Source organism: Comamonas sp. CMM03 (assembly GCF_019218715.1).
Lineage (GTDB): Bacteria > Pseudomonadota > Gammaproteobacteria > Burkholderiales > Burkholderiaceae_C > Comamonas > Comamonas terrigena.
In genome coordinates this window covers 279,238-292,746 of the sequence record NZ_JAHUXB010000001.1, presented here as the reverse complement: position 1 = coordinate 292,746, position 13,509 = coordinate 279,238, and the positions used below count along the sequence as shown (strand labels likewise).

Annotated in this window: 13 protein-coding genes and 4 tRNA genes; 12 read left to right on the top strand and 5 right to left on the bottom strand. The window is 67.1% G+C overall.

The features are described from left to right. Position 1: 1 nt before the first annotated feature. Positions 2 to 1,369 (bottom strand): MerR family transcriptional regulator, encoded by a 1,368-nt coding sequence (locus tag KW830_RS01305; RefSeq protein WP_255578027.1) that lies wholly within the window; start codon positions 1,367 to 1,369, stop codon positions 2 to 4. Between KW830_RS01305 and KW830_RS01300 the strand changes: the two genes are divergently transcribed. Together KW830_RS01300 and KW830_RS01295 are read left to right on the top strand one after the other, a co-directional pair. Further along, the gene (locus tag KW830_RS01300; RefSeq protein ID WP_218331693.1) at positions 1,293 to 2,858 is read left to right on the top strand and encodes a methyl-accepting chemotaxis protein; all 1,566 of its coding nucleotides are present in this window, start codon (positions 1,293 to 1,295) and stop codon (positions 2,856 to 2,858) included. The two genes, KW830_RS01305 and KW830_RS01300, sit on opposite strands and share 77 nt — an antisense overlap. 216 nt (positions 2,859 to 3,074) lie before the next feature. Next, positions 3,075 to 4,100, top strand: a complete 1,026-nt coding sequence (locus KW830_RS01295) for an HD-GYP domain-containing protein (protein WP_066533425.1) — start codon at positions 3,075 to 3,077, stop codon at positions 4,098 to 4,100. A 133-nt stretch (positions 4,101 to 4,233) separates the two neighbouring features. On the opposite strand, the gene def is transcribed toward KW830_RS01295, so the two are convergent. Next, positions 4,234 to 4,773, bottom strand: coding sequence for a peptide deformylase (gene def / locus KW830_RS01290; RefSeq protein ID WP_066533427.1), 540 nt, complete (start codon positions 4,771 to 4,773; stop codon positions 4,234 to 4,236). Positions 4,774 to 4,902: 129 nt separating this feature from the next. Between def and KW830_RS01285 the strand changes: the two genes are divergently transcribed. From KW830_RS01285 to KW830_RS01265, 5 genes are all read left to right on the top strand, one after another. Further along, a complete protein-coding gene (locus tag KW830_RS01285; protein ID WP_370626070.1) occupies positions 4,903 to 5,319 on the top strand; it encodes a YbaN family protein in 417 nt (138 codons plus the stop codon). A gap of 84 nt (positions 5,320 to 5,403) precedes the next feature. Further along, positions 5,404 to 5,479: transfer RNA gene (locus KW830_RS01280), tRNA-Asn, on the top strand. 46 nt (positions 5,480 to 5,525) lie between these two features. After that, positions 5,526 to 5,601: transfer RNA gene (locus KW830_RS01275), tRNA-Asn, on the top strand. A 41-nt stretch (positions 5,602 to 5,642) separates the two neighbouring features. Beyond that, positions 5,643 to 5,718, top strand: a tRNA-Asn gene (locus KW830_RS01270). Between the two features lie 43 nt (positions 5,719 to 5,761). Next, positions 5,762 to 5,837, top strand: a tRNA-Asn gene (locus tag KW830_RS01265). Positions 5,838 to 5,928: 91 nt separating this feature from the next. Here KW830_RS01265 and KW830_RS01260 read toward each other — a convergent pair. Beyond that, the gene (locus tag KW830_RS01260; protein WP_066533432.1) at positions 5,929 to 6,273 is read right to left on the bottom strand and encodes a hypothetical protein; all 345 of its coding nucleotides are present in this window, start codon (positions 6,271 to 6,273) and stop codon (positions 5,929 to 5,931) included. Between the two features lie 209 nt (positions 6,274 to 6,482). Here KW830_RS01260 and aat point away from each other — a divergent pair, with 209 nt between their 5' ends. From aat to KW830_RS01245, 3 genes are all read left to right on the top strand, one after another. Next, complete coding sequence (gene aat, locus KW830_RS01255) at positions 6,483 to 7,238, top strand: leucyl/phenylalanyl-tRNA--protein transferase (RefSeq protein ID WP_066533433.1); 756 nt, start codon at positions 6,483 to 6,485, stop codon at positions 7,236 to 7,238. Continuing rightward, positions 7,235 to 8,002, top strand: a complete 768-nt coding sequence (locus KW830_RS01250) for an arginyltransferase (protein WP_192333663.1) — start codon at positions 7,235 to 7,237, stop codon at positions 8,000 to 8,002. Before aat ends, KW830_RS01250 begins: the two co-directional genes overlap by 4 nt. Positions 8,003 to 8,081: 79 nt before the next feature. Next, positions 8,082 to 8,879, top strand: coding sequence for an IclR family transcriptional regulator (locus KW830_RS01245; protein ID WP_066533436.1), 798 nt, complete (start codon positions 8,082 to 8,084; stop codon positions 8,877 to 8,879). A gap of 83 nt (positions 8,880 to 8,962) precedes the next feature. Here KW830_RS01245 and KW830_RS01240 read toward each other — a convergent pair whose 3' ends face one another. Both KW830_RS01240 and KW830_RS01235 read right to left on the bottom strand, forming a co-directional pair. Continuing rightward, complete coding sequence (locus tag KW830_RS01240) at positions 8,963 to 9,670, bottom strand: HAD family hydrolase (RefSeq protein WP_218331690.1); 708 nt, start codon at positions 9,668 to 9,670, stop codon at positions 8,963 to 8,965. A gap of 180 nt (positions 9,671 to 9,850) precedes the next feature. After that, positions 9,851 to 10,306: a Cd(II)/Pb(II)-responsive transcriptional regulator gene (locus tag KW830_RS01235; protein ID WP_098066181.1), complete on the bottom strand. Its 456-nt coding sequence runs from the start codon at positions 10,304 to 10,306 to the stop codon at positions 9,851 to 9,853. A 39-nt stretch (positions 10,307 to 10,345) separates the two neighbouring features. Here KW830_RS01235 and KW830_RS01230 point away from each other — a divergent pair, with 39 nt between their 5' ends. Both KW830_RS01230 and KW830_RS01225 read left to right on the top strand, forming a co-directional pair. Next, the gene (locus tag KW830_RS01230; protein WP_218331689.1) at positions 10,346 to 12,466 is read left to right on the top strand and encodes a cation-translocating P-type ATPase; all 2,121 of its coding nucleotides are present in this window, start codon (positions 10,346 to 10,348) and stop codon (positions 12,464 to 12,466) included. 334 nt (positions 12,467 to 12,800) lie between these two features. Continuing rightward, positions 12,801 to 13,457, top strand: coding sequence for a YitT family protein (locus tag KW830_RS01225; RefSeq protein WP_066533442.1), 657 nt, complete (start codon positions 12,801 to 12,803; stop codon positions 13,455 to 13,457). Positions 13,458 to 13,509: the final 52 nt, after the last annotated feature.

Genomic DNA, 13,509 nt, shown 5'->3' with positions numbered 1-13,509 from the left:
GTCATGTTCTGGTGGTCCTTGTGTTGTGTGTTTCAGTCTCCCGGCGCCGCCAGCGCGCCACCGCACCGGGAATGTTGGTCAGCAACCCCACTGGCACGACACCGGCGATGGGGTGCCGGTAGAGCGCGGGGCATGCGCCGCCGACCCACAGCCCGAGCGGCTGCGGCAGCTGGTTGCGCAAGGCCTGGAGGTTGTCCAGCACGAGGGATTCGGGGTGCACGCTGCTGAAGCTCAGGGCGATGAGATCCACGTGGTGGGCGTGCGCTGCATGCGCCAGATCCTCCAACGGTGTCTGCGTCCCCAGCGACACGCAGCAACAGCCTTCCAGCGTCAGCAGGGCTTCCACCATGAGCAGGCCCAGGCCGTGCTGCTCCGGCGGCAAGGTGGTCAAAAGCACTTTGGGACGCCGGGCGCTGGCCAGGGGAGCGAGCGAGGCAATCGTCTCCCGCAGCAGGGAACCGATCACCTCGGTGTAGAAATGCTCCTCGAACACCTTGAAACGCCCTTGCACCCAGGCTTCACCGACGGCCTGGTTCAACGGAGCGAGCAGCTCCGTAACAAACGGCGCCACGCCCATGCGCAACTGGGCATGTGCCAGGGCATGGCGCAATGCCTGGGGTGAATGCCCGGCAATCAGGTCCAGGAAGTCGGATACGGACTGGGCGGGCGGTGCGACAGCATTTTTTGTCCTGGACAAATCAGACAACTCGTTCACGGAGGTTTCGGCCAGCAAACGTGCCAGCGCCTCTGCGCCGAGGCCGACCACCTTGCCTGGACGCATGCCTGCATCCAGCAGCTGCCGAATCTGCCTGAGCCGGGCAACCTGGCTGGCGGCATACACCCTGTCTCCTGTGGTATCGCGCAAAGGCTGCGGAAAACCATAGCGTTTTTCCCAGACGCGCAGCGTGTCCTTGGCAATGCCGGTTTCGCGTTCCACTGCAGCGATGTGCAGCATGGAAGCGCCATCCTGCACGGATGGACTGCAATCGGACGGGGCAGAGATAGACATGGTCAATTCAGGGAATAGGTCAAATTGTCTAGGACAAACATGAGTTTGTCCAGTACATTGATTGTTACAAAGTTGGGCGCCACCTCGGTACGCGGTGCCCGCCGACAGCAGCGGAGGCCCTGGCACAACGGGGAAAAACCGCTGCAAGCCTGGCCCGCCATGCCCTTCTTTCAGGGCGCAGCGGAAGGCAGGTTGTACCGGTGAAGCCGGGTCCGGCCGTGGATATAGCGCTTTTTCAACCGTTCTGATGAACTGATTTTTTTCTTGAAGACCAGGTTTTCCAATGTCAATCAAAAACAAGTTGCTATTGTCTTTTGGTCTTTTGATGCTGATTCTGTTTGGACTTTCCGGGATGGCCATGCGCACCATCGCCTCCACCCAGGAAAGCTTCGAGCACTTTGTATCCAACGATTTCCGGCGGGCCGGTCTGGCGCGCGAGGTACAGGCTGCGGCCGATGCCCGTGCGGTGGCTGCCCGCAACCTGCTGCTGGTCTCGGAAGACGCCGATATCGCGGTGGAAAAGCAGGCCGTGGCGCAAGCCCACGAGCGGGTGCAGGAGCGTCTGGGGCGGCTGCGCACCCTGGTGCAAGCACCGGAAGTCTCCAGCGAGGAGCGCGCGCTGTTTGCTGCCATGGAGCAGATCGAGGCGCGCTATGGCCCCGTGGCACTGGCGATTGTCGAGCTGACCCTGCAAGGCTCGCGCGAAGCGGCCATCCGCAAGCTGAGCGATGAATGCCGCCCCCTGCTAGCCGAATTGATGCGCAGGACCAGCGCATACGTGGCCTACATCCGCGTCCAGGGCGATGCCAACGTGGATGCGGCAGCACGTACCTATGTGTCCGAAAAGACGTTTCTGCTGTCAGCCTGCGGCCTGGCCCTGGTGGTGGCGGGGGTGCTTGCCTGGCGCATCACCCGCAGCCTGACGCGTGCGCTGGGCGCCGACCCCTCCGAGCTGCGGGCGGTGGCCCAGCGCGTGGCAGCAGGCGAGTTGAGCGAGGTCGCGCTGGATGTGGGGGTGCACCACAGCAGTGTGCTGGCCTCGCTGGCAGATATGCAGATAGCCCTGGCACAGATCGTCCGCGGGGTGCGCTCGTCGGCAGAAACCATTGCCGCCAGCTCGGCGCAGATTGATTCGGGCAACACCGATCTGGCACAGCGCACCGAACTGCAGGCTACGCGGCTGCAGCACAGCGCGGCGACCATGGCACAGCTGCACGGCACCGTGGAGCAGAACGCAGAGCATGCCCACCAAGCCACGGCACTGGCGGCGACCGCCAGCCGGTCGGCAGAGCATGGCGGCCAGGTGGTTGGCGGCGTGGTGCAGACCATGGAGGACATTGCCGCGGGCTCGCGCCGCATCGGAAGCATCATCGGCGTGATCGACGGGATCGCCTTCCAGACCAATCTGCTGGCCCTCAATGCTGCCGTGGAGGCCGCCCGCGCGGGCGAGCAAGGGCGCGGATTCGCCGTCGTTGCAGCCGAGGTGCGCATGCTGGCACAGCGCAGCGCAGAAGCGGCCAAGGAGGTCAAGCAACTGATTGATGCCAGCATGGGCAAGGTGGCACAGGGGGTGGAGCAAGTCCAGGACGCCGGGGCAACCATGGGGCAACTGGTGCACGAGGTCAAGAGCGTGGCGGCCCTGATCCGCGAAATCAGCACGGCGTCGCGTGCGCAGACACAGGGGATTGGCGAAGTGACCGTCTCGGTCTCGGAACTCGATCTGGCGACCCAGCAAAACGCCTCGCTGGTGGAGGAAATGGCGGGAGCGTCGGGCAGCCTGCGTGATCAGGCGAACCGCCTGATGGATGCCGTTGCCCTGTTCCGTACCGCCCGCAATCCCATGGCATGAGCCGGATCGCCGTGTCGCCCGGCCCGCCATGGCGGCATGGCGGCGCACCGGCAGGCGAAAGCCGCCGTGGCTGCGCGGTGCGCCCGTAGCATATGCGGCAGTGGAGGCCGCAGCACCCGCCTTGGGTCCCGGCCGGCCAGAACATGCTGGCCGGAAGCCCCCTGCCGCGCGACAATATATGGATGGCGCGGGCCCCGCGCCCCGCCGAGCCGCACCATGCCCACTTCCGCCCTCCTGCCCGCAGCCCTTGCCACGGATGACGACCATTACGAAGACCTGCTGGGTCTGTGGTCCGATCTGGAAGCCAGTCTGCACCTGGTACTGACCTCGCCCGCCCTGGTGCCTGCGCTGCCGGCCAAGATCCAGCAGCTGGAAACCTGGATGCGCGACCTGGTGGCCCACGACACCGATGCGGCGCTGTACCTGATGTTCCAGCTGGCGGGCACCTCCACCGTGGGCTACAGCGCCTCGCACGCCCTGGTCTGCGCCACGCTGTGCCAGATTCTGGCCACCTCCTTGCAGCTGCCGCCGCACGAACGCCACAGCCTGGTGCGCGCCGCGCTGACCATGAACATCGGCATGACCACCTTGCAGGACCAGCTGTCCCTGCAGCGCGACCGCCCCAGCCCGGCCCAGCAGCAGGCGATCGACCAGCACCCGCAGGCCAGCCGCCGCCTGCTGGAGGAGCAGGGCGTGAACGATGCGCTGTGGCTGGACATCGTCGCCCTGCACCACGCGGTGCCGCCCACACAGCTGCCCCTGCTGCAGCAGCCCGTGGCCGAACGGCTGGCCCGGATTCTGGCCACCACCGACCGCTATGCGGCCATGATCAGCCCACGCAAGTCGCGCCCCGGGCGTTCGGTGGTGGATTCGACCCTGGCGGTGACCCAAGGGCCTTCGGGCGTGTTCGACGAAGCCGGTCAGGCGCTGGTGCAGTGCGCCGGCCATTACCCGCCCGGGGTGTTCGTGCGCCTGGACAACGACGAAACCGCCATCGTGCTGCGCCGCAGCCCCACGGCCCAGGCACCACTGGTCGCCCAGGTGCTGACGGCCCAGGGCTTTGCGCTGCGCCAGCCCCTGCTGGTGCATCTGCAAACCAGCGATGCGCGGATCAGCGGCGCACTGACCCACACCGAAGTCAGCCTGCGCGTGAACCACTTCGCCATGGTGCAGCTGGGCCTGTACGCCGCGCGCTACAGCGAAGGGCTGCAGCACCTGGTGCAGCTGCCGGGCACGCCCTGAGCGGCCCAGGCTGCAGCTCCCGGTCTGCTTGCTTATAGAGTTACAGAGTTATTGAGATTGAGCCATAGGGCCCAAACACCGGGCTGCCGCGGCAAGTGCCCAGCGCTCCGGTGCGGCTGCTGGGGCCCCGGCCTCAATCGTCCTCGGCCGCGCTGATGTCCGGAAACAGCACTTCGGTGAACCCGAAGCGGGTGAAGTCGCGCACCCGCATGGGATAGAGCTTGCCCCACAGGTGGTCGCATTCGTGCTGCACCACCCGGGCGTGGAAACCGTCGACCGTGCGGTCGATCACCTGGCCCAGCGGATCCCAGCCGGTGTAGCGGATGCGCTGCCAGCGCGGCACCCAGCCGCGCATGCCCGGCACGGACAGGCAGCCTTCCCAGTCGCCCTCTTCGGCATCGCCCAGCGGCGTGATGGAGGGGTTGACCAGCACGGTAGGCGGCACCAGCGGGCGGTCGGGGTAGCGCGGATTGCGCTGGTCCGAGCCGAAGATCACCACCTGCAGCCCCACGCCGATCTGCGGCGCCGCAATGCCGGCGCCGTTGGCGGCGCGCATGGTGTCGCGCAGATCGGCGATCAGCGCATGCAGCTGCGGGGTGTCAAAAGTCTGTACGGGTTGCGCCTGCTCCAGCAGCCGCGCATCTCCCATCTTGAGGATGGTGCAAATCGCCATGGCAAATTCTTTCAGTGGGGCCCGCCGCGTGCGCCTGCAGCGCGGAACCGCAGCGGGAATGGGGCAAAGCATAGCGCCAGGCCGCGCAACCCATGCACAATGCCAGCATCCCTGTTGACTGCTGTTTTCGTGCCCGATTCCGTCTCACCGCCTGCCACGCCGCCGCCCCACCAGCCTTTGGCCCACTGGCTGGTCCGCTTTCTTCTGCGTGCGCTGGCCGTCACCAGCCTGGCCCTGGGCATTGCCGGGGTCTTCATCCCCGGTCTGCCCACCACGGTGTTCATTCTGATCGCCGGCTGGGCAGCAGCGCGCAGCTCCCCGCGCCTGCACCGCTGGCTGTGGCAGCACCGCCTGTTCGGGCCCATGTTGGTCAACTGGAGCCAGGGTGGCAAGGTCAGCCGCCGGGCCAAATACAGCGCCAGCATCATGATGACCCTGTGCGCCGCCGTGCTGTGGCTGGCGCCCACCCCGCTGTGGGTGCGCTGGCTGGCCTGCGGCTGCATGGCCTGCGTGCTGGCCTGGCTGTGGTGCCGCCCCGAGCCCTGAGAGGGTCGCCCCAGGCGGTCTTTTGATTTTTTGTAGCGCTTTGTCCGGAGCGTATTTTTTCTATGTATATAATCTAGGTCTTGTTCCTCAATAGCTCAGTTGGTAGAGCGCCGGACTGTTAATCCGTAGGTCCCTGGTTCGAGCCCAGGTTGAGGAGCCACCGAATTGATCTGGTTGCGCAATCGCACGCAGCCATACCGAAATGTTCCCTGATAGCTCAGTCGGTAGAGCGACGGACTGTTAATCCGCAGGTCCCTGGTTCGAGCCCAGGTCGGGGAGCCACTTTTTCTGGCTGCGCAATCGCACGCAACCATACACCTTTTTCCTCAATAGCTCAGTTGGTAGAGCGCCGGACTGTTAATCCGTAGGTCCCTGGTTCGAGCCCAGGTTGAGGAGCCACAAACTTCGGGCTGCGCAATCGCACGCGGTCCTACCGAAATGTTCCCTGATAGCTCAGTCGGTAGAGCGACGGACTGTTAATCCGCAGGTCCCTGGTTCGAGCCCAGGTCGGGGAGCCACATGAAAAGGCTTGCAGCAATGCAAGCCTTTTTTCTTTGGCGCATGCGCACGGCCCCACACGGCACCCTATGCCGCCGCAGCGCCTGCAGCCTACGCCGCCCGCACAATGCCCACCGCTGCTGGCTGTGCAGGGGCCACCACCGGCGCCGCTTCCAGCTTGGGCGCTCCCATCTGCTTGGTTGCCGCCACACCCTCTTCACCATTGCGCTTGCTGCGGGCCGCATCGCGCTCTGCGTCCCGTTGCGCTTCCCAGTGTTCGAGTTCGGCTTCCAGCCGGCGGGCACGCTCGGCATACATGTCGGCTGAAGACTGGTAGTGCTCTGCCGCAATGGAGTGCTCCAGCATGGCCATGCGCGCCTCTTCCAGGTAGGCGCGGGTACGACGGATATAGCGCGGCTCCGTCAAGCTGCCACTGAAAATTTTGCGGAAGAACATACGCTGGACTCCTTCACAATTTCCGAACACAAGCATACCGACAACTGCCAGAAGCGATAAGGTCCAGCATACGGTTCGCCGACCGACTGTCTTGTCCCTTGACCGCACCTGCATTTGTAGGAACAGCCCTTACCCCACTACTGCACACAGCGTACAAACCTGAGCACGTGTTCTGTGTGACGATTTGAATCAGCGAAATTGATTGAGCCATGACCCACCAGCTGCCCTGGCTTTCGGAAAACGATGTCTTCCCCCCCGTGCAAAGCGCCTGGGGCCTGGATGACCCTCTGCCCGGCCTGCTGGCCGCCGGCGGTCGGCTGGATGCCGACAACCTGCAGACCGCCTATGCGCAGGGGATCTTCCCCTGGTTCAGCGAGGGCCAGCCCGTGCTCTGGTGGTCCCCCAACCCGCGCATGGTGCTGCAGGTGGCAAATTTCCGCCTGCACCCTTCGCTGCGCAAGACGCTGAAGAAATTCCGCAAAACGCCGGGCTGCGAGGTGCGCATCGACACCGCGTTCGAGCAGGTCATGCGCCACTGCGCCCAGACGGTGCGTCCCGGCCAGGACGGCACCTGGATCGTGGACCGCATCGTGGCGGCCTACACCGCGCTGCACCGCCAGGGCAAGGCCCACAGCGTGGAAACCTGGATCGACGGCCAACTGGTGGGCGGCCTGTACTGCGTGGCACTGGGCCGCGCGGTGTTTGGCGAATCCATGTTCGCCCATGCCAGCGACGCCTCCAAGATCGCGCTGGCGGCGCTGGTGGGCCTGTGCCGCCACCAGGGCGCCACGCAGATCGATTGCCAGCAGGCCACGCGCCACCTGGCGTCGCTGGGGGCGCATGAGATCCCCCGCAGCCTGTTCCTGATCGAGGTCGGGCGGCAGCGCAAGCTGCCGGATATGGATTGGCGGTTTCATTCCGTATACTGGGATGCCATCTTGTCGTCCTCTGTTGATTCCGCATGACGCATCCGAACGATCTTCCGCTGCACACCTTGCAGTTCTATGCCACGGCCCCGTACCCGTGCAGCTATATCGAGGGCAAAGAAGCCCGTTCGCAGGTGGCCACGCCCAGCCACCTGATCCAGACCGGCATCTATTCGGAGCTGGTGGCCCAGGGTTTCCGGCGCAGCGGCATGTTCACCTACCGGCCCTACTGCCGCGGCTGCCGCGCCTGCGTGCCGCTGCGGGTGCTGACCAATGAATTCCAGCCCAACCGCAGCCAGAAGCGGGCCTGGAAGCAGCATGCCCAGCTGGAGGCCAGCATCCAGCGGCTGAGCTATTCGGCCGAGCACTACGACCTCTACCAGCGCTACCAGCACGCCCGCCACAGCGGCGGCGGCATGGACCACGACAGCGTGGACCAGTACACCCAGTTCCTGCTGCAAAGCCGGGTCAATTCCCGCCTGGTGGAGTTCCGGGAGCCCGCCGTGGGCGATGCGCCCGGCGTGCTGCGCATGGTGTCCATTCTGGATGCGCTCGATGACGGCATCTCGGCCGTCTACACCTTCTACGAACCCGATCCCACCGCCAGCTATGGCACCTACAACGTGCTGTGGCAGATTGCGCAGGCGCGCAGCATGGGCCTGCCGTATCTGTATCTGGGCTACTGGATCGCACAAAGCGCCAAGATGCGCTACAAAGCACTCTTTCTGCCCCACGAGGTGCTGCACGACCAGCTGTGGGAGCGGGTCGAGACGTCGCCCGAGCGACCCCACACCGCGGATTGAGTGCCACGCACCGGCACAACTTTTGTGCGGTGCCGCAAACGCGGCATAGAATCCGCCCAACGCAGCATAACAAGAGCCCATGACCAACAAAACCGATCACGATTCCCTTGCCAAGCCCAGCGTCCAGGTGCTGGAGCGCATGTTCATCCTGATCGATGTCCTGGCCTCGCGCGAAGAAGCCGTTTCCCTGAAGGAAATCAGCGAAAAGACCGGACTGCACCCCTCCACCACCCACCGCATCCTCAACGACCTGGCCATCGGCCGCTTTGTGGACCGCCCCGAGTCGGGCAGCTACCGCCTGGGCATGCGCTTTCTGGAACTGGGCAATCTGGTCAAGGGCCGCCTGAGCGTGCGCGAAGCGGCGCTGGGCCCGATGCGCGCCCTGCACAAGCAGATCCACCAGCCGGTGAACCTGAGCGTGCGCCAGGGCGACGAGATTGTGTATGTGGAGCGCGCCTACAGCGAACGCTCGGGCATGCAGGTGGTGCGTGCCATCGGCGGCCATGCGCCGCTGCACCTGACTTCCAACGGCAAGCTGTTCCTGGCGGCCGACGACCCCCAGCGCGTGCGCGCCTACGCCATGCGCACCGGCCTGGCCGGCAACACCCACAACAGCATCACCCAGCTGCATGCGCTGGAGCAGGAATTGTCCAAGGCCCGCCAGTACGGCATTGCCCGCGACAACGAGGAACTGGAGCTGGGCGTGCGCTGCATGGCCGCCGGCATCTACGACGACCAGGGCAAGCTGGTGGCCGGCCTGTCGATTTCCGCCCCTGCCGACCGCCTGGACGAAGGCTGGCTGCCCAAGCTGCAGCAGGCAGCGCACGATATCTCGGCTTCGCTGGGTTTTTCGGGCGACCGCCGCCGCGATCTGTAAATCGCTCCCCCGCTGCGGCCCTGTTGCCGGGGCCTTGCCGCAACGCCCTGCCCTGCAGGGCGTTGGACTTTGGGGCCTGTGCCTTACAGGGACAGCGCCGGCTGCTGTGCCCCCACCTGGTGCAGCAGCTCGCCGTAGCCGGCATAGCGCAGCACCTGGGGCAGAGCCTGCACCCGGGCATCGCCATAGCCCACGCTGTGCCAGGCAAAGCGCACACCGGCCGCCTGGGCGCAGGCCGCATCGGCATGGGTGTCGCCAAAGAACAGCGTCTCCTGCGGGGCCACGCCCAGTTGCGCCAGAGTGCGCAGCAGCGGTTCGGGCGAGGGCTTGCCCACGCCATAGGTGTCCGAGCCGGTGATGGCGCCAAAGCCTTCGGCAATGTCCAGCTGCTGCATGCCGTCGCGCGCCAGGCGCTCGAGCTTGTTGGTGCAGATGCCCAGTGCCACGCCCTGCTGGCGCGCCCAGTCCAGCCACTGCGGCACCCCGTCGTACAGGCGGGCCTGGCTGGGGTTCTGGGCGGCGTAATGGGCTTCGAACTCGGCGCGCAGCCGCACCAAGTCGGTGGGTGCCGGGTAGCCGCGTTCCACGAACACGTCGCGCACCAGCTCTCCGGCGGTGCCGAACAGATTGGGCAGCTGGTAGCCTGCCGGCAGCGGGGCATGGCCGTAGTCCACCAGCGTGTCGCTGGCGGCGGCCAGAATGTCGGGCCGGCTGTCGAGCAGCGTGCCATCCAGATCGAAGACCCAGGCCTTCACCTGGCGCCACTGCACGGGCGATTGCGGCATGGACATGGGCAGCGCCCCTCCTGTCATGGGTTGAAAACATGGGCGGACGCGGGCGCCGGCCGCCACAGCAGGCAGCGCGCCGCCACGCATCCATGGTCAATTTTGCACTGCAACATGACGACCGCGTGGCAGTGCCGCCCATACCCGCGCGCGCCACTGCGGTGCCGGCGCCCCTGGCGCGGTCGGTCAGACGTGGCGCTTGCTGGCGCCGGCCGCCGGGGGACGGGCCTCTTCCAGCGGCGCATCGGCCTGGGCGTGCAGCGCTTCGATGATGTGGCAGTGGGCGTCGCTGCCGTCGCAGCGCCCGCGCAGCGCCAGCAGCTCCTGCTCCAGGATCTGCAGCTCGTGCAGGCGCTCGCGCACATGCTGCAGGTGGCCGTTGACCGTGGCATTCGCCGCCGCGCAGTCTTCCTTGCTGTTCAGGTCCAGCGCCAGCAGGGTGCGTACCTCGTCCAGCGACATGTCCAGCGCGCGGCACATGCGGATGAAGCGCAGCCGGTGCAGGTCGGCATCGGTGAAGAAGCGGTAGTCGTTTTCGGCACGGCCGCTGGGGCGCACCAGGCCTTCGCGCTCGTAATAGCGGATGTTGGCGGCCGAGACGCCGGACAGCCGCGCAGCTTCACCAATACGATACTGGGACATGCTTGACCTTGAAGTGGGTTTCAGGTTTCCAATCATCGCATGAGCAAGAACCACCCGCGCCACGAAGAGGCCTATGTCCACAGCTGCGGCTGCGGAGGCGGCAGCTGCGCCCCCCAGCCCTCTCCCTCCATCCCCCCGCAGGGCGCAGCGCGCCCCGCCCGGCATGACCATGACCATGACCATGACCATGACCACGGCGAGCATGCAGGCCACGACCACCGCCACGGCGAGGACCGCACGGACGCCGCTGCCGATACCCATGCCGGCCACGACCACGGCGTGCTGCCGGGCTGGCCGCGCATTGCCGCCGCGCTGGTGCTGGCCGTGCTGGCCGAGGCCGCGCACTGGGGCGCATCGCTGCACCCCTGGCTGAGCTATGGCGGCATGGCCCTGGCCGTGGTGGCCATCGGCCTGTCGGGCCTGGGCGTGTACAAGGCCGGACTGAAGGACCTGGCCCGCTTCAAGCTGGGCATACACGCGCTGATGGCCGTGGCCGTGACCGGCGCCTTTCTGATCGGCCAGTGGCCCGAAGCGGCCATGGTGATGGCCTTGTACGCCGCCGCCGAACGCATTGAAGACCAGGCCATGGACCGCGCCCGCCAGGCCATCCGCAACCTGCTGCAGCTGGCCCCGGAAACCGCCGATGTGCTGCAGCCCGACGGCAGCGTGGCCGCTACCCCCGTGGCCCGGGTGGCCCTGGGTGCGCGCCTGCGCATTGCCCCCGGCGCCCGCGTGCCGCTGGACGGCACCGTGGTGCAGGGTGAGAGCAGCGTCAACCAGGCCCCCATCACCGGCGAGAGCGCGCTGGCCGACAAGGCCCCGGGCGACGCCCTGTTTGCCGGCAGCGTGAACCAGCACGGGCAGCTGACCATGGAGGTGACGGCACCCGCCACCGACAGCCTGCTGGCGCGCATCGTCCACGCCGTGGAGCAGGCCCAGGCCACGCGCGCGCCCACGCAGCGCTTTGTCGACCGCTTTGCCCAGGTCTACACCCCCATCGTGCTGGTGCTGGCCGCGCTGCTGGCCGTGCTGGCGCCCTGGCTGCTGGGCTGGACCGGGCACGACGCCCTCTACCAGGCCCTGGCCCTGCTGGTGATTGCCTGCCCCTGCGCGCTGGTGCTGTCCACGCCCGTCACCGTGGTCAGCGCGCTGACCGCGGCGGCGCAGCGCGGCATTCTGATGAAAGGCGGCCGTTCGCTGGAAACCGCCCGCCTGCTGCGCGCCATTGCGCTGGACAAGACCGGCACGCTGACCAGCGGCAGCCCGGCCCTGGTGCACTGGCAGGCGGCAGATGCCGCCGCATCGCAGCCCGGCGATCTGGCCCGCACCGCCTGGCAGCTGGCCAGCGGCTCGGACCACCCGGTCTCGCGGGCGATTGCCGCCGGCCTGCCTGCCGGCACGGGCGCCGGTGCGGTGCAGGAACTGCAGGCCCTGCCCGGCCGCGGCGTGCAGGCCCGGATCGACGGCCAGCGCTGGACCCTGGCCAATCTGCGCTGGGCGCGCGAGCAGTCCCTGTCCACCCCGGCACTGGAAGCTGTGCTGGAGGCGCAAGAGGCCCAGGGCCGCACCGTGACCCTGCTGGCCGACGACCAGGCCGTGCGCGCCCTGTTTGCCGTGGCCGATCCGCTGCGGCCCCAGGCGGCCGAAGCCGTGGCCCAGCTGCAGGCCCTGGGCGTGACGCCCGTGGTGCTGAGCGGCGACAACCAGGCCACGGTGCAGACCATTGCCGCCCAGGTCGGCATTGCCGATGCGCGCGGCAGCCTGCTGCCCCAGGACAAGCTGGACGCCATGGCCGTGCTGCAGCGTGATGTGGGCCCCACCGGCATGACCGGCGACGGCATCAACGACGCGCCGGCGCTGGCCCAGTCGGACCTGGGCTTTGCCATGGGCGGGCGCCACAGCACCGGCATGGCCATGGAGACGGCCGACGTGGTGCTGATGAACGATGACCTGCGCCGCATTCCGGAGACCATCCGCCTGTCGCGCAAGTCGCATACCGTGCTGTGGCAGAACATCGGCCTGGCCCTGGGAATCAAGGCCGCATTCTTCGCCCTGGCCGTGGCCGGCATGGCCACCATGTGGATGGCCGTGGTGGCCGACATGGGCGTGAGCCTGCTGGTGGTGGCCAACGGTCTGCGGCTGCGCCGCTGGCGCGGTTGAGGGGCTGGAAGCCGGGTTGGCAGGCGGCGGCCCACGCTGTCGCCCCCACGCCACGGCCGCGGCGCCCCGGCTGTGTTTTGCATGAAAACTGCGCGGCACGCCAGCTAAACTTTTGCCAATCGCTATCAATAAAGTAGCAATCAATCCGACCCAGGCGGTGGCTGTGCCGTCGCTTTTTGGGTCGCTGTCCGCCCGCTCTCTCTGGCCCCCGCCCTGCTGCTGCAGTCCGGGGGCTTTGTGTGTTGCACGCCGCCGGGGCCCTCCGGCGGTGCGGTGCAGGGTCGGATCGCCCCGGCCGGGTTGGCTGCGCTTGCCGTTTCACACTGCCTCTGCCATGACCGCGCCCCGCCCTGCCACGGCCTCCGTGACACCGACCATTCCCGCTCCACCCACCCCGGCCGTGCCCCATACGCTGGTGGAAGACGCTGCCGCCCTGTTCACCGGCTGCACGCTGATTTCCGTGGGCATTGCCCTGTGCTCGGGTGCCAAGCTGCTGACCGGCGGCATGGTGGGCCTGGCCTTTGTGCTGCACTACGCCACCGACCTGCCCATAGGCCAGCTGTTCTTTGCGCTGAACCTGCCCTTCTACTGGCTGGCCTGGAAGAAGATGGGCCGGGCCTTCACCGTCAAGACCTTTGCCGCCGTGCTGCTGCTGTCGCTGCTGACCGATCTGCAGCCCCATGTGATGCAGCTGGGCCCGCTGCACCCGCTGTACGCGGCCATTGCGGGCGGCCTGCTGCTGGGCGTGGGCATGCTGGTGCTGTTCCGCCACCGGGGCAGCCTGGGCGGCATCGGCATTGCCGCGCTCTACCTGCAGGACCGCTACGGCTGGCGTGCCGGCAAGGTGCAGATGGCGCTGGACTGCCTGATCCTGCTGGCCGCCTGCGTGACGGTGGAGCCATCGCGCGTGGGCTGGTCCATCGTGGCCGCCATCACGCTGAACCTGGCACTGACCATGAACCACCGCCCGGGGCGCTACCAGGTGGTGTGAGCCGCAACGGTCGCATGAAGGGGGTTCTGGCCAGGGTGTCAAAGGCGGCGGC

What these genes read in the sequence shown, in the direction of transcription:
- aat (WP_066533433.1), top strand. Translation starts at nt 6,483, where the DNA reads ATGACCCACCAGCTGCCCTGGCTTTCGGAAAACGATGTCTTCCCCCCC.
- def (WP_066533427.1), bottom strand. Translation starts at nt 4,773, where the DNA reads ATGGCGATTTGCACCATCCTCAAGATGGGAGATGCGCGGCTGCTGGAG.
- KW830_RS01225 (WP_066533442.1), top strand. Translation starts at nt 12,801, where the DNA reads ATGACCGCGCCCCGCCCTGCCACGGCCTCCGTGACACCGACCATTCCC.
- KW830_RS01295 (WP_066533425.1), top strand. Translation starts at nt 3,075, where the DNA reads ATGCCCACTTCCGCCCTCCTGCCCGCAGCCCTTGCCACGGATGACGAC.
- KW830_RS01250 (WP_192333663.1), top strand. Translation starts at nt 7,235, where the DNA reads ATGACGCATCCGAACGATCTTCCGCTGCACACCTTGCAGTTCTATGCC.
- KW830_RS01300 (WP_218331693.1), top strand. Translation starts at nt 1,293, where the DNA reads ATGTCAATCAAAAACAAGTTGCTATTGTCTTTTGGTCTTTTGATGCTG.
- KW830_RS01235 (WP_098066181.1), bottom strand. Translation starts at nt 10,306, where the DNA reads ATGTCCCAGTATCGTATTGGTGAAGCTGCGCGGCTGTCCGGCGTCTCG.
- KW830_RS01260 (WP_066533432.1), bottom strand. Translation starts at nt 6,273, where the DNA reads ATGTTCTTCCGCAAAATTTTCAGTGGCAGCTTGACGGAGCCGCGCTAT.
- KW830_RS01230 (WP_218331689.1), top strand. Translation starts at nt 10,346, where the DNA reads ATGAGCAAGAACCACCCGCGCCACGAAGAGGCCTATGTCCACAGCTGC.
- KW830_RS01240 (WP_218331690.1), bottom strand. Translation starts at nt 9,670, where the DNA reads ATGTCCATGCCGCAATCGCCCGTGCAGTGGCGCCAGGTGAAGGCCTGG.
- KW830_RS01245 (WP_066533436.1), top strand. Translation starts at nt 8,082, where the DNA reads ATGACCAACAAAACCGATCACGATTCCCTTGCCAAGCCCAGCGTCCAG.
- KW830_RS01305 (WP_255578027.1), bottom strand. Translation starts at nt 1,369, where the DNA reads ATGGCCATCCCGGAAAGTCCAAACAGAATCAGCATCAAAAGACCAAAA.